Consider the following 18,570-nt stretch of genomic DNA (forward strand, 5'->3'; position numbering starts at 1 on the left):
GCGGCCGTACCGTTGCCGTCCCGGCCGGGCCCGGGTGTCCCCCCGTCGTCAGGAGGCACGGGCACCGGCGGGAGGGCCGTCAGGAGCAGGCGGCGGCGAGCTTGGAGCTGGCCTCCTGCATCTTCGACGTCAGCGGCCCCATGGCGGCGGCCGCGGCGGCCGGGTCGTTGGCGTCGATCTTGACCGCCTCGAACGAGGTCGCCATGTCGTTCAGGGCGGCGGCCACGTCACCGTCGGCGTTCGCCGCCTGGGCCTTGAGGTCGGTGCCGAGCTTGGCGGTCGCGGCGTTGAACTTCGCCGGGTCACCCGCGCTACCGGTGGCGGCGGTGGTGAAGTCGTTGAAGGACTTCGTCAAGGCGGTACCGGTGCAGACCTCGTCGTTGGCGGCGCTGCCACAGGCGGCGGTCATCGTGAAGAGGGCGGCTCCCGCGACGGCGACGGCGATACGGCGGGAGGAGAGTGCGCGGAACAATTTGTACCCTTCATTGCAGTTCGTGACGATGGAGACCCTAGAAGGGTGGCCTTGCGGGCCACTTTCACCTTGCTTACAGAAGTGACTCCTGTGACCTGACGTGATTCCATCCGGGCTCTGGGTAAGAGACGGGAATGGCTGAGGCGAACGTCCATCCGGGCTCCGGTCAGCACTCGCTCAAGCGGGTCATCGGCCGCAAGGTGCTGCTGCTGTTCGTGGTGGGCGACATCCTGGGCGCGGGCATCTACGCCCTGGTCGGCAAGGTCGCCGGGAACGTCGGCGGGGCGCTCTGGGTGCCCTTCCTGATCGCCTTCGTGCTGGCCGCCCTGACGGCGACCGCCTACGCCGAGCTCGTCGGGAAGTACCCGCAGGCCGCGGGGGCGGCGCTCTACACGAACAAGGCGTTCAACATCCCGTTCGTCACGTTCATCGTGGCGTTCGCGGTGCTGATGAGCGGGATCACCTCGGCGAGCGCCGCGGCCCGCGCGTTCGGCGGCGACTACCTGGCGGAGTTCGTCTCGATCCCGGTCATCGTGGGCGCGTTCCTCTTCCTCGGCCTGATCACGCTGGTGAACCTCGCGGGCATCTCCGAGTCCGTCAAGGTGAACGTGGTGCTGACGATCATCGAGATCTTCGGGCTGCTGGTGATCATCGCGATCGGGATCTACGCCCTGATCGCCGGTGACGGCGAGCCGTCCCGGGCCCTGGAGTTCCACCCGGCCAACGGTGCCTTCCTCGGCGTCCTGGGCGGAACGGCCCTGGCCTTCTACGCGCTGCTGGGCTTCGAGGACTCGGTCAACCTCGCGGAGGAGGCCAAGGAGCCGCAGCGCGACTTCCCGCGCGCGCTCTTCGGTGGCCTGGCCGTCGCGGGGGTCGTCTACCTGGCGGTGGCGTTCACCGCCACCATGCTGGTCGACACCAAGACGCTGGTGGACTCCTCCGGCCCGCTGCTGGAGGTCGTCAAGGTGGCCGGGCTGGCGTTCCCGCCCAAGCTGTTCGCCCTGATCGCGCTGCTCGCGGTGGGCAACACCGCGCTGATCAACATGCTGATGGCCTCGCGCCTGGTCTACGGCATGGCGCGGGAGGGGATCGTGCCGCGGGTCTTCGCGACCGTGCACGCGTCGAGGGCGACCCCGTGGGTCTCCATCGTCTTCACGGTGTGCGTGGCCGCGGTGCTGGTCGCCACCGGGGACGTGAAGAACCTCGCGGACACCACCGTGCTCCTGCTGTTGTGCGTGTTCGCGATGGTCAACGTGGCCGTGCTGGTCCTGCGCAGGGACCGGGTGGACCACGATCACTTCCGGGCACCGAGCTGGATGCCCGTCCTGGGGGCGCTGGTCTGTCTCGTGCTGGTCCTGCCCATCGTCGGCAGGGCGGCGGACGTCTATCTGCGAGCGGGGGTCCTGCTCGCGATCGGGGCACTCCTGTGGTTCGTCAACCGGTTGTTCGTGTCAGAACGGAAGGGCGCGTCCTGAGGGGGTGCGCAGGTCGAGGGGCACGGGTTTCCGGGGCGGGCGAGGCTTGGTGAGAATCAGGACCTTTTTCATGTCGACTCCCTCTTTGTTGGAGTTTGAGAGAGACTACGTCAGTTGACCGACTTTTTCTGTGATTTTTTGCCGGGTACGTTCCGGGCCCCGCCGGGACGGGCCGGGAGGAGCCCGAGGTCGGAGACGGTGTGAGGCCCGGCGGGGGCCGCCCGCGGCGCGGCCGGCGGTCTCGACGGTGGTCTCGGAGCCCGGGGTCTCAGGGGCCGGAGATCCCGGCGGTTTCGGCGATCCCGGAGCCGGTGGCCTCGGCGACGGAGCTCTCGGTGGCGAAGGTCTCGCGGGGGAGGTCTCAGCGGCGGAGGTCTCAGCGGGGGGTCTCAGCGGCGGAGGACGAACGCCTTCTCGTCGTCGCCCACCCCGACCGAGCCCACCGCCCAGAGCGTGCCGGTGCCCGGCACCCGGGTGAGGCCGGTGGCGGCGATGTCGTCGGTCCCCTCGTACTGCTGGCCGGAGGCGTGGGCGCGCAGCAGCGGGCCGTACTCGCGGGACCAGGAGGTCCCGTCGAAGTGCAGGACGAGCACCTGCCCGGCGTGGTCGGCGTCGACGCCGCTGATCCACACGTCGCCGGGGCCGGTGGCGGTGACGCCGTGCAGCGCCCCGCGGGCGACCGGCACCTCGACCCGGGCCCAGCGGCTCCCGTCCCAGCGCATGACCAGGGGGCGGGCGTCCTCGGCCGGGGGCCGGGCCCGTGCGGAGGCGGAGACCTGCCCGACCGCCCAGACCTCCGTCGGTGAGACCTGCCAGACCCGGTTGAGGACGCCGCCGGGAACCGGGGGCGTCCCGGGGCTCTCCCACGACCCGGCCGTGCCGTGCCAGACCAGCGGGGTGCGGGCGGCGCTCGTCCCCACCGCCCAGACGTGACCCTGACGGGAGGTGATCCCGCGCAGGGTGCCCTCGGTGCTCAGCGCGTTGCGGAACCCGCCGTCCCCGCCCTCCAGCACGACCGCGCCCGAGGGGCCGTTCGCGGCGAACCAGGCGCCGCCGTCGCTCGTGGCGACGTCGGCCAGCCGGTAGTCCTCGGCCACCCCGAAGGGCCGGTACGGGGTCCAGTCCCGCCCGTCCCAGTGCGCGGCGAACGCGCTCGGGCCGTTGCCCACCACCCACACGTCACGCGGCCCGCCCGCGCTGACCCCCTCCAGGTGATGGGCGCCGGTGTCGTCCCCCACGGCCACCTCGCGCCAGCGGCTCCCGTTCCAGCGCAGCACGGCGGGGGTGCCCTCCCGGTCCTCGGCGCCGTCCTGGTACCCCACGGCCCAGGCGTCGCGGGGCCCGGTCGCGGCCACGTCGAGCAGCGCCGTGCTCCCCGGCAGGTCCGCTCCCTCGACGCCCGTCCAGGCGGAGGAGGCGGCGACCTGCCCGGTGGCGGAGGGGGCCGCGGTGGCCGAGGGGTCCGTGACGGGAGCGGACGACCCGGTCCCGCCCGGCGAGGGCACGGGCGGGGTGCCGTCCCGGGGGGTCGCGGGCCGGGGCGTGGCGGTGCCCGGTGCCGGGGCGGCGGTGGGGGCGGGCGTCGTGCGGCCCGCGCCGCAGGCGGCCAGCAGGAGCGTTCCGGCGACCAGGGCCGCCACCGGGCGCGGATTCGGCATGTCCTCATTCTCGCCCATGCGCCCGTCCCCGGGCCGTGCCCGCCAGGATTAGAACCTCCTGGCCGGGGCACCTGGGACGTAGGCGGAGAGGATACCGATGTCAAGGGCCGAAGAAGAGGCTGTGAGGTTTCGCGTCCGGGCCGACAGGCACGGCCGTTTCACCGCCCTGCACGCGGTGGGCGCGCTGGACTACGCCTCCTCCCCGCTGCTGAAGCGGGAGGCCGACGCCGCCCTGGGCGCCATGGACCGTCCCCGGCTGGTGATCGACCTCAGCGAGGTCACCTTCTGCGACTCCACCGGGTACGGCGTGCTGATGTACGCCCTCACCCGGGTCCGTCGGCTCGCCGGCTCGCTCGTGCTGGTCGGCACGTCCGCCGTGATGCGGAACCGACTGAACCGCCTCGGGGTGGCCGAGCTGTTCGAGACCCGCCGTACCGTCGAGGAGGCCGTGGAGACGTTTCCCGAGGCGACGTGAGCCCGTGCCGGTGACGGGAGTGAAGGCTCCGTCGTACCGGTCCGATCCGCGCCGTATGAGACAGTTGTGTTCTTGCGCAGGATCGTTCAGAGGGTTGGTCATGTTCGCGGGAAATGAGCCGGAGCCGGTGTTCACCGCCACGTCCGGGCTGCACGGTACGACGCTCGTGATCAGGGCGAGCGGGGAGCTGGACCACTACCGGACCCCGGTGCTGCGGGAGGAGATGTCCAGGGCCTGGAACACCCTGCGTTCGCCGATCCTCATCCTGGACCTGTCCGCCCTGACCTTCTGCGACTCCTCGGGGATCGGCGAGCTGCTCCAGGTGCGTCACCACGGCCTGACCGAGGGCGTGCGGGTGATCCTCACCGGCATCCAGGGGAATCTGGCCCGGCGGCTCACCCTGGCCGGGCTGCTGCCGGTGTTCGAGGTGTTCCCCTCGGTGGCCGACGCGCTGGAGGCCGCCTGAGGCGTCCCCGGCCGGGGAGGGCACGGCCGGGTTGATGACTGGGGTTCCGGACGGGTTCCGGCTTGTGTTCGGTGGTTTTCGGACGAGGGTCAGGCGGCGGTGGCGTGCTCCTGGCGGAGCCGGGCCGGGGCGGCGACGCGGCCGTCACGCTCGCGCAGGATGGTGCGGAGCACCCGCAGGCCGTCGCGGACGGCGTGCAGGTTGCTGGCGCCGTGGATGCGGCTGCGCTCGTGGCTGGGCACCTCGCGGATGACGAGGCCGGCCTGGGCGGCGCGGATGTTCATCAGGGTCTCGATCTCGAAGCCGTCGCAGTCGAGGTCGAGCGCGTCGAGGTGGCGGGCCCAGAAGGCGTTGTAGCCGTAGCACAGGTCGGTGTACGAGGTGCCGTACAGCCAATTGGTGATCTTGGTGAGGGCGGTGTTGCCCATCGAGCGGATCGGGCTGATGTCGTCGGACCCGCCTCCGGGGGCGCAGCGGGACCCCTTGGCGAAGTCGGCTCCCTCGACCAGCGCGGTCACGAAGGAGTGGATCTCCCGGCCGTCGGTGGACCCGTCGGCGTCGATCATGACGATGATGTCGCCGGTCGCGGCGGCGAACCCCTCGGTGAGGGCGTTGCCCTTGCCCTTGCCGGTCTGCCGGACGACGCGGAGGCCGGGACGGAGGGATCTGGCGACGGCCACCGTGTCGTCGACCGAGTTCCCGTCGACGAGGATCACCTCATCGATCCAGGACGGCAGGGTCGCGAAGACGTGAGGCAGGTTCTCCGCCTCGTTCATGGCGGGGACGACCACACTGACACTGAAGGCGAAAGGGGCACTGTTCATGGTCGAACGATGCACCGGGGCGCCTGCAGGCCACTTGCCAACCTCTTGCAAGCCTGACGCAGACGAACGGTCCTGAAGCATGACCTCTCCTTTTGGACAGTGAGAAGGTCGCTTTATGGACCGTCAAAAAGGGAGTATACGTCCCGACGGAGTGCGCAGGTCGAGGGGGGTGACCTCCCGGGGAGGGCGCGGACGTTGCACGACCTGGATCTTTTTCACTGCTCCGCCTCCGTGCTCGTCTTGATCACCAAGTGGTACCCATGCGGCGGCAAGGAATCACCTATCTCCGTATCACATGAAGAACACTGGCCACACGCTCCGCTGCCGTCGCCACGTCCTCGGCGTGCCCGATGCGGCCCGCCCAGGACAGCCAGAACCACCACTCGCCGTCCTCCTCGTGGGCCGCGAGCACGTCCTCGGTCCTGGCGGGCATCATCGGGTTGATCACGTGCAGCCTGGGATAGAGCCCGGTGGGCGACCTCAGGCGTACCTGGAAGGCGTGCGCCTCCAGCTGTGCGGCCAGCCGCCGCAGGTGGTCGACGGCCTCGCCGCTCTCTGCCCTCATCCGGATCACTCCCGCGGACGCCGATGGTTGCTTCTCTGCAGCGTGCGGTTTTGTGGCATCTGAGGCAATCGGTCCTTTCGCGGCATCTCCCCGGATCAGTGGAATAGAGCAGAAACCGGCCGCTGTTCCGTGGGGAAACCACGAATAAAGGGAATGCAATGCACAGGTGCGCTAAGAGCATGGTGCGCTCTTGTTAATGTTGCGTGAACAGTCCCGGGAGGAGCGCCGTGGCCCGAGGTGAGCATTCGCCCGCGTGCGCGCGCCGCTGGCGCGAACAGGCCGCGTCGCGGCAGTGGACCCACTGGCAGACCGCGCAGGCCATCCACGGATGCTGCGGGGTCAGCCTCCTCAAGGCCCACCGCCTGGCCAGGGGGTGGTCGGCCAGGCAGTCCGTCCAGGAGCTGGAGGAGCTGTGCGAGCGCCAGAGCCTGGGTGAGGCACGGGCCAGCATCGACCTGCTCAACGCCTGGGAGAACAACCGGGCCAGGCCGCGCCCGCAGACCATCGACCTGCTGGCCCGACTCTACCGGGCCAACGCCGTCAGGCTCGGCCTGGCCGGCGACTACTGCGACGACGGCGAGGGCGGCGCCAAGGTGGTGGTCGTCTCCGGCGGGGAGGCCCGCTCGCCGTACCGGGCCGAGGAGCGGGAACGGTCCGAGGAGGACATGGAGCGGCGCGCGCTGTTCCACCACGCGCTGCTCGGGCCCGGGTCGGTGATGACCGGCCGCCTGCTGGCCGAGGTCGAGCGCACCCGCCAGGACCTGGACCGCACGCTCGCGGTCACCACCGTCTCCGAGGAGCAGCTCGACCGGCTGGACGAGCAGGTGCTGAGCTACCGGCGCGAGTACATCAGCAGCGCCCCGCTGCCGATGCTCTACCGGCTGATGCTGGAGCTGTCGGACGTGCGGACGCTCTCGCTGGCCCGCCAGCCAGCGATGACCCAGCGCCGCCTGCTCAACGCGACCGTCATGCTGGCGCTGCTCTCGGCCGACGCGCTGATGAAGCTCGGCGACACCCGCCAGGCCCACGCCTGGTACGGCACCGCGCGCAACGCCGCCGACGACATGGGCGACGTGCGGCTGCGCGCCCTGGTCAGGGCACAGCAGGCGATGCTGCCGTACTACTACGGCGACCTGGCCGAGACCGTGCGGCTGGCGCGGGAGGCCCGGATGCTCGCGGGCAACGCGCCCAGCTCCCCGGCCGCGCTCGGCGCGGCGGCCGAGGCGCGGGCACTGGCCAGGATGGGCGAGCACAAGGCCGCCAGGGTCGCCCTCGCCGAGGCGGAGCGGATCTTCGCCAGGATGCCCCCCGAGGGCCACGACCACCTGGCCTTCCGCTTCTCCGAACGGCGGCTGCAGTTCTACCGCATCGGCACCCTGATCGAGCTGGGCGAGGACGTGGACTGGAAACCGGGACCCACCGGGCTCTCCGGGCCTCCGGGGCCGTACGCCATCGACCCGGTGCTCATCCTGCTCGACCAGGCCGCGCACGTCCTGCGCCAGGGAAGGGCCGACGACGCCTGCGAGCTGGCCGAGAAGGCCCTGCTGCAGGTCCCGCCCGAGCACCGCACCTCGATCGTGGTCAACCGCGCCCGGGCGCTGTTGTCGGAGGTGCCGCAGACCCGGCACCGGGCGGCGGCCGTACGCCGCCTGGCCGATCTCGTCGCCGCCACGGCGCCGGTCAGCTGATGGGCTCGCTCGCCGAGGAGGCGTTCACCGTCCTGCGCGAGGTCTGCGAGGACCTCGGCATCGACCACCGGGACGCGGAGCTGCTGCGGGTGCGCAGCAACGCCGTCTTCAAGCTGCGCGGCGAGATCGTGGTCAGGATCGCCACCGCGCCCAACGCGCTGACCCGGCTGCCGCTGGTGCTCGCGGTGGCCCGCTGGCTCGCCGAGCAGGGCTTCCCCGCGGTGCGCCCGGCCGACGAGATCTCCCGGCAGCCCGTGGTGCACGACGGCAGGGTCGTCACGTTCTGGCACTACGTACCGGCCAGCGGGCGGCCCACCACCACCGAGCTGGGCGGGATCCTGCGCAGCCTGCACCTGCTGCCGGTGCCGCCGGTGGCGCTGCGGCGGTTCGCCGACCCGCTCTGCGAGGTACGCCGCGCCGTGGACCGCTCCGAGGAGCTCACCGGCTGCCAGCGCGCCTGGCTGAGCGACCGCATCGCCGAGCTGACCGAGCGCTGGTCGGACCTGGAGATGGACGACGCGCCGGTGCTGCTGCACGGCGACGCCTGGATCGACAACCTGCTGCGCTGCGCGGACGGCCACGTGGTGCTCTGCGACTGGGACGGCGTCGCGGTCGGCCCCCGCGAGTGGGACCTGGTGCACACCTACCACGGCCAGCGCCGCTTCGGCCTGACCGCCGCCGACGTGGACGCCTTCGCCGACGCCTACGGCAGCGACCTGCGTTCCTGGCCGGGCTACTCCACGCTGATGGAGGTCCGGGACGTCTACGCGGTGGGCATCCACATCCGCAACGCCTCCGCCGACCCCTTCTCCCGGCGTGAGCTGCCCCGCAGGCTCGACTCCCTCACCCGGGGCGAGCACAACGCCCGCTGGTACATGGCCGAGCCCGTCACGGCCTCTCCATAGGGACTCCCCGCGCGGTCCTGAACGGGGACGCTCCCGGGCGGGCGGCGGGTGCCCTCCGGGCCGCGGGCCGCCCGCTGGCCTAGGGTGGACGTGTGAGGGCTCCCACGGTCACCGGGAAGGTCATGGCGATCCTGGCCGCGTTCCTGCCCGGAGACGTGCGGCTGACGCTCACCGAGATCTGCCGCCGGGCCGAGCTGCCCCCCGCCACCGGCCACCGCCTGGTCAAGGAGCTGGTGGAGGGCGGGTTCGTCGAGCGGCTCCCGGACGGCTCCTACCGGGTCGGGATGCTGCTGTGGCAGATCGGCGCCCAGGCCGGCGGGCCGAGGGAGCTGCGCGAGCTGGCCCTGCCGTACATGGAGGACCTCTACGCCACCACCCGCGAGAACGTGCAGCTCGCGGTGCTGCACGACGACCGGGCGCTGTACGTCGAACGGCTGCGCGGGCGCACCTCGGTGCCGATCGTCTCGCGGGTGGCCGGGGACCTGCCGCTGCACGCGACCGGTGTCGGCAAGGTCCTGCTGGCCTTCGCCGCCCCCGAGACGGTGGAGCGGGTGCTGGCCGGGGAGCTCACCTCGCACACGCCGAACACCGTGGTCGACCCGGTACGGCTGCGGGCCGAGCTGGAGGAGGTCCGCCGCACCGGGGTCGCCTGCACGCAGGAGGAGATGTCGGTGGGCACCTGCTCGGTCGCGGTCCCGGTACGGGGAGCGGACGGCACGGTGGTGGCGGCGCTGTCGCTGGTGGCCTGGCGGCACAACGCCGACCTGCGCAGGCTGGTGCCCGCCGTGCAGGCCGCGGCCCGCGACCTCTCCCGCGACCTGGCAGCCTCGGGCCGGTGAGACGCCCGGGGCCGCGCCCTGCGGCCCCCACGCCCCCGCGCCCCCACGGTCCCGGCGCCCCCTGCGGCCCCCGCGGGCCGTGCCGGTGGACGACGGTGTTTCCGCTGAGCGGAAGTGCCGGGCGTGCGCGGCCGGACCGTGCGCGATGCTCGGGGAATGCGAACTCAGGTAGGGATCGTCGGCGCCGGACCCGCCGGGCTGCTGCTGTCCCACCTGCTCCACCTGCGGGGCATCGACTCGGTGGTCCTGGAGTCGCGGAGCAGGCGGTACGTCGAGCAGCGGGTGCGGGCGGGCGTGCTGGAGCAGGGCACCGTGGACGTGCTCGACGAGGCGGGTGTGGGGGAGCGGATGCGCGCCGAGGGGCTGCCGCACCACGGCATCGAGCTGCGCTACGGCGGCGGCGGGCACCGCGTCCCGTTCGAGCGGCTCGTCCCCGGCCGGGCCATCACCGTCTACGGCCAGCAGGAGGTCGTCAAGGACCTCATCGCCAGGCGGCTGGCCGACGGCGGGACGATCCTCTTCGACGTGCCGGACGTCGCCCTGCACTCGCTGGAGAAGGACCCGTACATCACCTTCTCGGGCGAGCGCCTGGACTGCGACGTCATCGCCGGGTGCGACGGCTTCCACGGCGTCTCGCGGCCGTCGATCCCCGAGGGGGTCCTGACGGTCTTCCGGCGGGAGTACCCGTTCGCCTGGCTCGGCGTCCTCGCCGAGGTCCCGCCCTCGGCCGAGGAGCTGATCTACGCCCACAGCGACCGGGGGTTCGCGCTGCACAGCATGCGCTCGCCGGAGATCAGCCGCTTCTACCTCCAGGTCCCCCCGGATACCTCCCTGGAGGACTGGCCGGACGAGCGGATCTGGGCCGAGCTGCGGGCCCGCCTGGAGACGGTCCCGGGATTCACCCTGGCCGAGGGGCCGATCATCTCCAGGGACGTGTCGGCGATGCGCTCGTTCGTCGCCGAGCCCATGCGGTACGGCACCCTCTACCTGGCCGGTGACGCCGCCCACATCGTGCCGCCCACCGGCGCCAAGGGGCTCAACCTGGCCGTCGCGGACGTCCGGCTGCTGACCGCCGCGCTGGCCGAGTTCTACGCGACGGGCTCGACCGCCCTGCTGGACGCCTACTCCGGCAGCTGCCTGAAGCGGGTCTGGCGCGCGCAGCACTTCTCCTGGTGGATGACCACCCTGCTGCACACCTTCGACGACGACCCCTACGGGCGGCGCCTGCAGCTGTCCCACCTCGACTACGTCACCTCGTCCGAGGCCGCCGCGACCACGCTCGCGGAGAACTACGTCGGCCTGCCCTTCGACTTCGGAGCCAGCCCGTGACCGCCACCGACCGCCCTTCCCCGACGGGCCCCGCCGGCCCGTCCGCGTCCCCGTCCCCGTCCGCGTCCTCCGCGCGTCCCGCCGACCCGCACCCGCCCCACCTCAGCCCCGGGTACCGCAGCACCGTGCTGCGGGCCCCCTCGCACCCGCCGCTGCGGCCCGCCCTCGACCCCGAGGCCGCGGAGCTGCTCGACCCGGTCTACGGCCACCGGCCGGTCGGGGAGCTGGACCACGACCTGACCCGGCAGCACGCGGGCGAGCCGATCGGCGAGCGCATCATCGTCACCGGCCGGATCCTCGACGGCCGGGGCAGGCCCGTACCGAACACGCTGGTGGAGGTGTGGCAGGCGGCCGCCACCGGCAGGTACGCCCACCCGCTGGACCGGCACCCGGCCCCGCTGGACCCCAACTTCACCGGGTTCGGCCGCTGCCTGACCGACGCCGAGGGCCGCTACCGGTTCGTCACGATCAAGCCGGGCGCCTACCCCTGGCGCAACCACCCCAACGCCTGGCGGCCCGCGCACATCCACTTCTCGGTGTTCGGCACCGCCTTCACCCAGCGGCTGATCACCCAGATGTACTTCCCCGGGGACCCGCTGTTCCCCCACGACCCGATCCTGCAGTCCGTTCCGGACCCCAGGGACCGCGAGCGGCTGGTCAGCGCCTTCGACCTGGACGTCACCGAGCCGGAGTGGGCGCTCGGCTACCGCTGGGACGTCGTCCTGGGCACGACCCCTTTCGAGGAGGAGTGATGGTCCCGACCCCCTCGCAGACCGTGATGGTCCCGACCCCGTCGCAGACCGTGGGCCCGTTCTTCGCCCACGCCCTGCCGTACGCCGAGGGGCCCCTCGTGGTGCCCGAGGACCACCCGGACGCGATCGAGCTGCACGGCCGGGTGACCGACGGCGCCGGGGAGCCGGTGCCCGACGCGCTGCTGGAGATCTGCCAGCCCGGCCTGTTCGGCCGGTGCGAGACCGGTGCCGACGGCTCCTACCGCTTCCGCACGGCCCGGACGGACGGCTACATCCCCCTGCTGGTCTTCGGGCGCGGCCTGCTCAAGCCGGTCTGGACCCGGGTCTACCTCAGCGGGGACGCGCCGTTCCTCGCCGAGGTGGACCCGGCGCGGCGCGGCACGCTCGTCGCCCGGAAGGAGGGGGAGCGCTCCTACCGGTTCGACGTCCGGCTCCAGGGTGAGGACGAGACCGTGTTCTTCGCCTTCTGAACCCTTCCGGGTACTTCCGGAGCCGCCGGACGGTCACTTCCCGATCGACGACATGTCCGCGTACCGCTCGCCCCTGACCGCGCCCGCGGGCACGGCCGCCTCCAGCGCGTCGAGCTGGGCCGGGGTCAGCGTGATGCCGGCCGCGGCGGTGTTCTCCTCCAGGTAGCGCAGCCGCTTGGTGCCCGGGATGGGGATGACGTCCTCGCCCCGGGACAGCAGCCAGGCCAGGGAGAGCTGGGCCGGGGTGCAGCCCACCTCGGCGGCGATGTCGCGGATCCTCGCGACGAGCGCCTCGTTGGCCGCCCCGGCCTCCCCGGTGAAGCGGGGGTGGTGCTTGCGGAAGTCGTCGTCCGACAGCTTCTCGGCCGGCTCCAGCGTGCCGCCCAGCAGTCCCCGGCTGATCGGTGAGTAGGCCACCAGGGTGACGCCCAGCTCCCGGGTCACCGGCAGGATCTCCTCCGGGTCGCGGGTGAACAGCGAGTACTCGTTCTGCAGGGCGGAGATCGGGTGCGTGGCGTGCGCCCTGCGCAGCGTCTCGGCGTTCACCTCCGACAGCCCCAGTCGGCCGACCTTGCCCGCCTCGACCAGCTCGGCCATCGCGCCGACGGTCTCCTCGATGGGCACCCCGGTGTCGCGGCGGTGCAGGTAGTACAGGTCGATGTGGTCGGTGCCCAGCCGCCTGAGCGAGGCGTCGGCGGCCCTGCGCACGTACTCGGGGCTGCCGTCGATACGCCGGTCGGCCGGGTTCTCGCCCCGGACGATGCCGAACTTGGTGGCCAGGAACACCTCGTCCCTGCGGCCGGAGATCGCCCGTCCCACCAGCTCCTCGTTGTGCCCGTTGCCGTACATGTCGGCCGTGTCGAGGAAGTTCACCCCCAGGTCGAGGGCGCGGTGCAGGACCGCGATCGACTCGCTCTCGTCGGTCGTGCCGTAGAACTCCGACATGCCCATGCAGCCGAGCCCGATGGCCGAGACCTCCGGGCCGCCCCGGCCGAGATGACGCTTGTTCATGGATGCTCCTTGGTGTCGTACATCTCGATCTTCATGTCGAGGACCCCCAGGTCCTCGGTCAGGCGCGCGATCCGCTCCCTCACCCGCTCGCGATGGGCCGCCAGGATCCTCCGCCGCTCGGCGGAGGTCTCCGGCCCCCGCCTGCGCAGCTCGGCGTAGTGGCACATGTCGGCGATCGGCATGCCCGTCGAGCGCAACCTGGTGAGGAAGACGAGCCAGTCGAGGTCGGGCTCGGTGTAGACGCGGTGCCCGCTCACGCTCCGGTCCACCTGGTGGATGAGCCCGATGCGCTCGTAGTAACGCAGCGTGTGCGCGCTCAGCCCCGAGGTGCGCGAGGCCTCCTGGATGGTGATCCCCATGGGACAACTGTGCTCCTTCGAGCGCGCTCGAAGTCAAACGGGGCCCCCTGAGGCCGGACCCCGCCCCAGGGCACCCCCCGGACCGGCCCCCGACCGGGGCGACCCTGAGGGGGCAGGCCCTACCCCCGTCCGCTTCCGCCCAGGTCAGGGACATGACCTGACCGGCGTCCCGGGGTGGCCGGTCCTCGGTGCTCCCGGGGTGTCTCCGGGGTCGCTCAGGGGCGGCCGGGGGCTGTCTCCGATGTCCGGCGACCCCGCCCGCCGCCATCGTTGAGGCCATGGGAAGTCAGGCGTTCACGGGATCCATGGTCATCCTCGGCGGTCACGCGGCGATCGGCGCCGGGGCCACCACGATGCTCGGGCTGCACGTGGTCACCGGTCTCGACCCGGTGCACACCGTGATCAGCGAGTACGCGTTCGAGGCGGACGGGTGGCTGCTGCCGCTCTCCCTCACCCTCTTCGCGGCCGCCGCGACGGTCATCGCGGCCATGCTCGGCAGGGACTCCGGGAACCGCGGGGCCGCGCTGCTGGTCGGTACCTGGGGCCTGTGCATGCTGCTGATCGGCGCCTTCCCCACCGACGAGCCCGGCCTGCCGCTGTCGATGTCCGGTGGCATCCACCGCTACGCCGCGTTCGTGGCCTTCCTCACCATGCCGGTCGCCGGGCTGATCATGGCGCGGCGGCTCGCGTCCGGCCGGTACGCCCGCGCGGTCCGCCTGCTCAGCCTGGCCTCGCTGGGGGTGCTGGTCCTGGTGATCCTCCCGTACGTGCTGCGGACGTTCGGCATGGAGGTGACCAACGACGACATCCCCGCGGGGGTGACCCAGCGGCTGGTGGTGGGCCTGGAGGTCGCCGTGCTGACCCTGCTGGGCCTGGTCGCCGGAACCACCCGGCGGGTGGCCGCGACCCCTCGGCGGGTGGCCGTGACCTCCCAGCGGGTCGTCGCGACCTCCCGGCGGATGGCCGGGGTCTCCTAGCGGGTCGCCGGGTCCTGATCGCCACCCTGGACGAAGGCCGTGACGCCCTCGTACTCCCCCGACGAGGCGACGCCGGTGGTCTCGTACCGGAGCAGCACCAGGCCGCTCGCCGTCACCTCGTGGTGGACGAGCCGAAGGCCGGTGGGCCTGCCCGGGTGGTCGAACAGCCGCCGCCCGGAACCGGTCACGACCGGTGCGACGACGAGCCGGAGTGTGTCGACGAGGCCCGCCGCCAGCAGGGCGTTGCCGAGCCGCGCACTCCCGTGGATCTGGAGTTCCCTCCCCGGACGTGCCCTGAGCTCCCCGACGGTCCGGAACGGGTCGCCGCGGAGCACGGTCGTGGGGTTCCAGTTCCCCTCGGTGAGGGTGCCGGTCACCACGTACTTCGGTAGCGAGTTCATCCGCGCGGCGAACGGGTCGCCCGGGTCGGTGACCCGCGGCCAGTCCCGGGCGAACGCCTCGTAGGTCCGCCGCCCGAGCAGCAGGCCGTCGGCGAGGTCCAGCCACTCGGAGGTGCGCCGGACGAAGAGCTCGTCCAGGTGGGGCACGAGCCAGCCGCCCCGGGTGAAGCCGTCGCTCGTGTCCTCGGTCGGCGAGCCGGGGCCCTGGCTGACCCCGTCGAGGGTGACGAACTGCATGAGAGCGATCCTCATCGGACGGCCCGGCTCTCCGCGAACGCGGCGAGCTGCCCGATGACCGAGCCCCAGCCCTCGAAGAAGCCCAGTGTCTCGTGGTGGGCGCGGGCGGCCGGATCGCCGTGCCGGACGACGGTCCGGTAGTCGGTGCCGTCCGGATGGTCGCCCATCGTGATCTCAGCCGTCATGAGCACCGGCGCGGGGCTCGCGGGGCGCCAGGCGCTGTCGATCGCGTTCGTGAACACGATCCGTTCGAGCTCGTCGACGACCAGGAAGCTCGCGTCGACGTGCGGGACGAAGTCCACCCCGTCTTCGCTCATCCGTGTCACCAGCGCGCCGCCGGGCCGGGCGTCCAGGCGGTCGACGCGGCACACGGCCGGCGCCGGGACCCACCACTTCTCGAAGCGGGAGGGGTCGGTCCACGCGCTCCACACCGCTGCGCGGGGGGCGCGGATGACCCGTCGCAGGGACAGGTCGAGATCGGGGTTCAAAGACGTTCCTCTTTCGGATCGGTGACGAGGCGTTCGAGCCGGTCGGTGCGCTCTTCCCAGATCCGGCGCTGCTCGGCGAGCCAGCCGTCGACGAGTGCCAGGCGGTCGCGGTCGAGCACGCAGGTGCGCACCCGGCCCGACTTGACCGTGCGGATGAGGCCGTTCGCCTCCAGCGTCCGCACGTGCTTCATGAAGGAGGGAAGGGTCATCGGGAATTCGCGGGCGAGATCGCCCACGCTCGCCGGACCGCGTCCGAGGCGCCGGATGACACCGCGTCGGGTCGGGTCGGCGAGAGCGACGAGCACGCCGTCGAGCTCCGCGGACTCCGCGGGCCCCGTGCGCTCTGCCGGATACTGTGCCATTCGGCTAAGTGTCGTTCATCGAAACACTTAGCGCAAGGGCAAAGTATTGAGGATCCCGATGCGGACCGGCCGCTCCCGGTGTCGCGTGCCCGGTTGACGGCCCGGTGCGCCCGCCCTACCTTCGCAGGAAGCGACCGCTCGGTGGGTGACCGCCGGTCGGGCCGATCCGGAAGGACGCGCATGCCGGTCGTGAACACCGTCCGAGGTCCCGTCGACGTCGCCGACCTGGGGCAGACCCTGATGCACGAGCACGTCTTCGTGATCTCCCCCGAGCACGTCGACAACCACGGCAGGGGAGCCTGGTGGGACGAGGAGTTCCGGGTGGCCGACGCGGTCGCCAAGCTCAGGGCGGTGGCGGCCAAGGGGGTGCGGACCATCGTCGACCCGACCGTGTGGGGGCTGGGCCGCTACATCCCGCGCGTCCAGCGGGTCGCCGAGCAGGTGCCGGAGCTGAACATCGTCGTCGCCACCGGCATCTACTCCTACGACGAGGTCCCGTTCCACTACCTGCACCGCGGGCCCGGCCTGATGATGGACGTGCCCGAGCCGATGGTCGAGGACTTCACCCGCGACATCGCCGACGGCATCGCCGACACCGGCGTCCGGGCCGCGTTCCTCAAGTGCGTGGTCGAGGGCAAGGGCCTCACCCCCGGCGTCGAGCGGATCTGCAGGGCGGTCGCCAGGACCCACCTGGAGACCGGCGTGCCGATCACCGTGCACACCAACCCCTCGGCCGGGACCGGCCTGCTCGCCCTGGAGCTGTTCCGCCGGGAGGGGGTCGACCCGGCGAAGGTCGTGCTCGGGCACTCGGGCGACACCAACGACCTGGACCACCTGATGCGGCTGGCCGACACCGGGGCGACGCTCGGCATGGACCGCTTCGGGCTGGACGCGTACAACCCCACGCCGTCCCGGGTCGCCACGATCGCGGCACTGTGCGAGCGCGGGTACGCCGACCGGATGGTGCTCAGCCACGACACCGCGTGCTTCATGGACTACTTCGGCGGGGCCTGGGACGAGGGCATCCCGCTGGTCGCGCCGAACTGGCGGTTCGACCACGTCCACGACGACGTGCTCCCGGCCCTGCGCGAGGCCGGGGTGACCGACGGGCAGATCGACCGGATGCTCGTCGACAACCCCCGACGCTACTTCTCCTGACATTTCGTCGTTTGTCATACGCCTCCCGTACGCTCCGGGGAACCGATCGACGCGAGGGGTGGAGCATGACCGCACGCAGCACGTACCTGGAGCTCTCGGAGGAGGACGGGAGCTCGCACAAGTTCTACGAGGTCGTGCTCGACGGGACCGAGGTGACGATCAGGTACGGCCGCATCGGCGAGCCCGGCCAGACCAAGGCGTCGGCCTTCGCCAGCGCGGAGAAGGCCGCGGCCGCCGCCGCGAAGAAGATCGGGGAGAAGGTCCGCCGGGGGTACGCCCCGGCCGTGCAGGGGGTGCGCCAGCGCCGCGCGGTCACCCGGCGCAGCGTGCAGAGCAGCCGTTCCACCGCCACCCAGGCGCCGGTGCTGTGGCGCTTCGCCAGCGGCGCGGCCGCGTTCGGCATCTTCGTCGACGCCGAGCGCTGCTGGGTCGGCAACCAGCGCGGCGACGTCTACACCGTCACCCACGACGGCACCGTCACCGGCCGCTTCCGGCTGCCGGACGGGGTCAAGTGCATCGTCGCCGACGACTTCTGGATCTACGCGGGCGCCGACGACGGCAAGGTCTACGACCTCGGCGGCAAGGTCCCGCGGGTCGCGTACGAGATCGCCGAGGACGTCGACATCTACTGGCTCGACATCCACGAGGGCGTGCTGGGCGTCTCCGACCGGGCGGGCCGGATCACCACCATCGACCACGAGGACGAGTTCCAGTGGGCCCGCAAGGGCAGGGGTGACGCGGGCTGGATGGTGCGCTGCGACGACGAGGCCGTCTACCACGGCCACTCCACCGGGGTGGCCCGCTACGACGCCGCCGACGGCACGCCCGTCTGGGAGACGCCCGTCAACGGCGCGGTGCTGTTCGGCTGGCAGGAGGCCGACGCGGTGTACGCGGGCACCGCGCGCGGTGCCGTGCACCGCCTGCGCAAGTCAGACGGCGTCTCCCAGGCGGTCTACCGCTGCGACGCCACCGTCTTCTCCTGCGCCACCGCCCCCGGCGGCCGGTACGTCTTCGCCGCCGACGACCACTCCTCGATCTACTGCTTCGACGAGGGCGGCGAGCGGCTGTGGAAGCTGGCCACCGGCTGCGGGTCGGCCTTCTCCATGCAGTACCTCGACGAGCGCCTCTACATCGTGACCACCGACGGCACGCTGGCCTGCGTCGACGCGAGCGAGGAGGCGATCAGGGCGGCACAGGCCGGCACCGTCCCCACGCCGGTCGACGTCAAGGCCGCCGCGGGACTGGCCGTGGTGGAGCCTGCCACGACGCTGGAGACCGTGACCTTCGACGCCGTTCCCGACGGCGGTGACGGCGTGGTGGTCGAGTGCTTCCGCGAGGGCGAGCGGCTGCGGGTGCGGGTGGTCAGCGAGGGTTACGACGCGCGGCGCAACGTGCAGTTCCCCAAGGGGGTGCGCGAGGCCGGGGCCCGCTACCTCGTCGAGGGCGTCCGCTTCTCCGAGCGGGGCGGTTTCTACCGCGCGTACGGCGACATCAGGCGCCTGCTCTGAGCCACGGCGGGCAGCGGCGGGTCGCCGCGGACCGGCGCGAGCCCGCCGGGGACGGGCTCGGGGGTGAGCCCGCCGCGGCCCGGACGGGGGACGGGCCGGACGGGGACGGGCCTGCCGCGGGCCGGAACGGGGACGTTCCGGCCCGCGGGCG

At 72.2% G+C, this 18,570-nt stretch carries 22 protein-coding genes; 12 read left to right on the plus strand and 10 right to left on the minus strand.

From position 1 onward, the window contains the following. Positions 1-79: 79 nt before the first annotated feature. Positions 80-472 carry a hypothetical protein gene (locus ACZ6RT_RS10690; protein WP_399186125.1) on the minus strand — a complete coding sequence of 131 codons (393 nt, stop codon included), beginning with the start codon at positions 470-472 and terminating at the stop codon, positions 80-82. A 134-nt stretch (positions 473-606) separates the two neighbouring features. On the opposite strand from ACZ6RT_RS10690, the gene ACZ6RT_RS10695 reads away from it, so the two are divergent. Beyond that, complete coding sequence (locus tag ACZ6RT_RS10695; protein WP_470153041.1) at positions 607-1,947, plus strand: APC family permease; 1,341 nt, start codon at positions 607-609, stop codon at positions 1,945-1,947. A 389-nt stretch (positions 1,948-2,336) separates the two neighbouring features. Here ACZ6RT_RS10695 and ACZ6RT_RS10700 read toward each other — a convergent pair whose 3' ends face one another. Then, positions 2,337-3,605, minus strand: coding sequence for a hypothetical protein (locus tag ACZ6RT_RS10700; protein WP_470153042.1), 1,269 nt, complete (start codon positions 3,603-3,605; stop codon positions 2,337-2,339). A 121-nt stretch (positions 3,606-3,726) separates the two neighbouring features. On the opposite strand from ACZ6RT_RS10700, the gene ACZ6RT_RS10705 reads away from it, so the two are divergent. Both ACZ6RT_RS10705 and ACZ6RT_RS10710 read left to right on the plus strand, forming a co-directional pair. Then, positions 3,727-4,080 (plus strand): STAS domain-containing protein, encoded by a 354-nt coding sequence (locus ACZ6RT_RS10705; RefSeq protein WP_470153044.1) that lies wholly within the window; start codon positions 3,727-3,729, stop codon positions 4,078-4,080. A 100-nt stretch (positions 4,081-4,180) separates the two neighbouring features. Continuing rightward, positions 4,181-4,546: an STAS domain-containing protein gene (locus ACZ6RT_RS10710; protein WP_399186121.1), complete on the plus strand. Its 366-nt coding sequence runs from the start codon at positions 4,181-4,183 to the stop codon at positions 4,544-4,546. 89 nt (positions 4,547-4,635) lie between these two features. Here ACZ6RT_RS10710 and ACZ6RT_RS10715 read toward each other — a convergent pair whose 3' ends face one another. Together ACZ6RT_RS10715 and ACZ6RT_RS10720 are read right to left on the minus strand one after the other, a co-directional pair. Further along, entirely contained in the window at positions 4,636-5,370 is a 735-nt protein-coding gene (locus ACZ6RT_RS10715; RefSeq protein ID WP_399186120.1) for a glycosyltransferase family 2 protein, read from the minus strand. A 280-nt stretch (positions 5,371-5,650) separates the two neighbouring features. Beyond that, complete coding sequence (locus tag ACZ6RT_RS10720) at positions 5,651-5,935, minus strand: hypothetical protein (RefSeq protein WP_399186119.1); 285 nt, start codon at positions 5,933-5,935, stop codon at positions 5,651-5,653. Positions 5,936-6,162: 227 nt separating this feature from the next. Here ACZ6RT_RS10720 and ACZ6RT_RS10725 point away from each other — a divergent pair, with 227 nt between their 5' ends. The 6 genes from ACZ6RT_RS10725 (at position 6,163) to ACZ6RT_RS10750 (ending at position 11,918) form a co-directional block, all read left to right on the plus strand. Beyond that, positions 6,163-7,623 (plus strand): helix-turn-helix domain-containing protein, encoded by a 1,461-nt coding sequence (locus tag ACZ6RT_RS10725; RefSeq protein ID WP_470153047.1) that lies wholly within the window; start codon positions 6,163-6,165, stop codon positions 7,621-7,623. Further along, positions 7,623-8,528, plus strand: a complete 906-nt coding sequence (locus ACZ6RT_RS10730) for a phosphotransferase enzyme family protein (RefSeq protein ID WP_399186117.1) — start codon at positions 7,623-7,625, stop codon at positions 8,526-8,528. Before ACZ6RT_RS10725 ends, ACZ6RT_RS10730 begins: the two co-directional genes overlap by 1 nt. A 92-nt stretch (positions 8,529-8,620) precedes the next feature. Next, entirely contained in the window at positions 8,621-9,367 is a 747-nt protein-coding gene (locus tag ACZ6RT_RS10735) for an IclR family transcriptional regulator (protein ID WP_470153049.1), read from the plus strand. A gap of 156 nt (positions 9,368-9,523) precedes the next feature. Next, a complete protein-coding gene (locus ACZ6RT_RS10740) occupies positions 9,524-10,696 on the plus strand; it encodes a 4-hydroxybenzoate 3-monooxygenase (protein ID WP_470153051.1) in 1,173 nt (390 codons plus the stop codon). After that, positions 10,693-11,448, plus strand: a complete 756-nt coding sequence (gene pcaH, locus ACZ6RT_RS10745; RefSeq protein ID WP_470153052.1) for a protocatechuate 3,4-dioxygenase subunit beta — start codon at positions 10,693-10,695, stop codon at positions 11,446-11,448. The genes ACZ6RT_RS10740 and pcaH overlap by 4 nt, the downstream gene beginning before the upstream one ends. Then, positions 11,448-11,918 (plus strand): protocatechuate 3,4-dioxygenase subunit alpha, encoded by a 471-nt coding sequence (locus ACZ6RT_RS10750; RefSeq protein WP_399186114.1) that lies wholly within the window; start codon positions 11,448-11,450, stop codon positions 11,916-11,918. Before pcaH ends, ACZ6RT_RS10750 begins: the two co-directional genes overlap by 1 nt. A gap of 33 nt (positions 11,919-11,951) precedes the next feature. On the opposite strand, the gene ACZ6RT_RS10755 is transcribed toward ACZ6RT_RS10750, so the two are convergent. Both ACZ6RT_RS10755 and ACZ6RT_RS10760 read right to left on the minus strand, forming a co-directional pair. Continuing rightward, positions 11,952-12,929, minus strand: coding sequence for an aldo/keto reductase (locus ACZ6RT_RS10755; RefSeq protein ID WP_399186113.1), 978 nt, complete (start codon positions 12,927-12,929; stop codon positions 11,952-11,954). After that, positions 12,926-13,288, minus strand: a complete 363-nt coding sequence (locus tag ACZ6RT_RS10760) for a MerR family transcriptional regulator (protein ID WP_399186112.1) — start codon at positions 13,286-13,288, stop codon at positions 12,926-12,928. The genes ACZ6RT_RS10755 and ACZ6RT_RS10760 overlap by 4 nt, the downstream gene beginning before the upstream one ends. A gap of 278 nt (positions 13,289-13,566) precedes the next feature. Between ACZ6RT_RS10760 and ACZ6RT_RS10765 the strand changes: the two genes are divergently transcribed. Further along, the gene (locus ACZ6RT_RS10765) at positions 13,567-14,265 is read left to right on the plus strand and encodes a DUF998 domain-containing protein (RefSeq protein ID WP_470153055.1); all 699 of its coding nucleotides are present in this window, start codon (positions 13,567-13,569) and stop codon (positions 14,263-14,265) included. Here ACZ6RT_RS10765 and ACZ6RT_RS10770 read toward each other — a convergent pair. The 3 genes from ACZ6RT_RS10770 to ACZ6RT_RS10780 are packed head-to-tail and all read right to left on the minus strand — an operon-like array spanning position 14,262 to position 15,753. After that, positions 14,262-14,918: a dihydrofolate reductase family protein gene (locus ACZ6RT_RS10770; protein WP_399186110.1), complete on the minus strand. Its 657-nt coding sequence runs from the start codon at positions 14,916-14,918 to the stop codon at positions 14,262-14,264. The genes ACZ6RT_RS10765 and ACZ6RT_RS10770 overlap by 4 nt on opposite strands. Then, complete coding sequence (locus ACZ6RT_RS10775) at positions 14,915-15,391, minus strand: SRPBCC domain-containing protein (protein WP_399186109.1); 477 nt, start codon at positions 15,389-15,391, stop codon at positions 14,915-14,917. The genes ACZ6RT_RS10770 and ACZ6RT_RS10775 overlap by 4 nt, the downstream gene beginning before the upstream one ends. Continuing rightward, the gene (locus ACZ6RT_RS10780; RefSeq protein WP_470153056.1) at positions 15,388-15,753 is read right to left on the minus strand and encodes an ArsR/SmtB family transcription factor; all 366 of its coding nucleotides are present in this window, start codon (positions 15,751-15,753) and stop codon (positions 15,388-15,390) included. The genes ACZ6RT_RS10775 and ACZ6RT_RS10780 overlap by 4 nt, the downstream gene beginning before the upstream one ends. A gap of 180 nt (positions 15,754-15,933) precedes the next feature. Between ACZ6RT_RS10780 and ACZ6RT_RS10785 the strand changes: the two genes are divergently transcribed. Together ACZ6RT_RS10785 and ACZ6RT_RS10790 are read left to right on the plus strand one after the other, a co-directional pair. Continuing rightward, positions 15,934-16,911, plus strand: coding sequence for a phosphotriesterase family protein (locus tag ACZ6RT_RS10785; protein ID WP_470153058.1), 978 nt, complete (start codon positions 15,934-15,936; stop codon positions 16,909-16,911). Positions 16,912-16,976: 65 nt separating this feature from the next. Further along, positions 16,977-18,419: a WGR domain-containing protein gene (locus ACZ6RT_RS10790; RefSeq protein WP_470153060.1), complete on the plus strand. Its 1,443-nt coding sequence runs from the start codon at positions 16,977-16,979 to the stop codon at positions 18,417-18,419. Here the strand turns inward: ACZ6RT_RS10790 and ACZ6RT_RS10795 are convergent. Further along, a partial coding sequence (locus ACZ6RT_RS10795; RefSeq protein ID WP_470153062.1) for a hypothetical protein occupies positions 18,383-18,570 on the minus strand: 188 nt, incomplete at its 5' end. The genes ACZ6RT_RS10790 and ACZ6RT_RS10795 overlap by 37 nt on opposite strands.

The organism is Streptosporangium sp. NPDC050148 (genome assembly GCF_055586505.1).

Bases quoted from the DNA above. Each gene is read 5' to 3' on its own strand.
- ACZ6RT_RS10695 (WP_470153041.1), top strand. From the start codon at position 607: ATGGCTGAGGCGAACGTCCATCCGGGCTCCGGTCAGCACTCGCTCAAG.
- ACZ6RT_RS10700 (WP_470153042.1), bottom strand. From the start codon at position 3,605: ATGCCGAATCCGCGCCCGGTGGCGGCCCTGGTCGCCGGAACGCTCCTG.
- ACZ6RT_RS10710 (WP_399186121.1), top strand. From the start codon at position 4,181: ATGTTCGCGGGAAATGAGCCGGAGCCGGTGTTCACCGCCACGTCCGGG.
- ACZ6RT_RS10715 (WP_399186120.1), bottom strand. From the start codon at position 5,370: ATGAACAGTGCCCCTTTCGCCTTCAGTGTCAGTGTGGTCGTCCCCGCC.
- ACZ6RT_RS10720 (WP_399186119.1), bottom strand. From the start codon at position 5,935: ATGAGGGCAGAGAGCGGCGAGGCCGTCGACCACCTGCGGCGGCTGGCC.
- ACZ6RT_RS10730 (WP_399186117.1), top strand. From the start codon at position 7,623: ATGGGCTCGCTCGCCGAGGAGGCGTTCACCGTCCTGCGCGAGGTCTGC.
- ACZ6RT_RS10740 (WP_470153051.1), top strand. From the start codon at position 9,524: ATGCGAACTCAGGTAGGGATCGTCGGCGCCGGACCCGCCGGGCTGCTG.
- ACZ6RT_RS10750 (WP_399186114.1), top strand. From the start codon at position 11,448: ATGGTCCCGACCCCCTCGCAGACCGTGATGGTCCCGACCCCGTCGCAG.
- ACZ6RT_RS10755 (WP_399186113.1), bottom strand. From the start codon at position 12,929: ATGAACAAGCGTCATCTCGGCCGGGGCGGCCCGGAGGTCTCGGCCATC.
- ACZ6RT_RS10760 (WP_399186112.1), bottom strand. From the start codon at position 13,288: ATGGGGATCACCATCCAGGAGGCCTCGCGCACCTCGGGGCTGAGCGCG.
- ACZ6RT_RS10765 (WP_470153055.1), top strand. From the start codon at position 13,567: ATGGGAAGTCAGGCGTTCACGGGATCCATGGTCATCCTCGGCGGTCAC.
- ACZ6RT_RS10770 (WP_399186110.1), bottom strand. From the start codon at position 14,918: ATGAGGATCGCTCTCATGCAGTTCGTCACCCTCGACGGGGTCAGCCAG.
- ACZ6RT_RS10780 (WP_470153056.1), bottom strand. From the start codon at position 15,753: ATGGCACAGTATCCGGCAGAGCGCACGGGGCCCGCGGAGTCCGCGGAG.
- ACZ6RT_RS10785 (WP_470153058.1), top strand. From the start codon at position 15,934: ATGCCGGTCGTGAACACCGTCCGAGGTCCCGTCGACGTCGCCGACCTG.
- ACZ6RT_RS10790 (WP_470153060.1), top strand. From the start codon at position 16,977: ATGACCGCACGCAGCACGTACCTGGAGCTCTCGGAGGAGGACGGGAGC.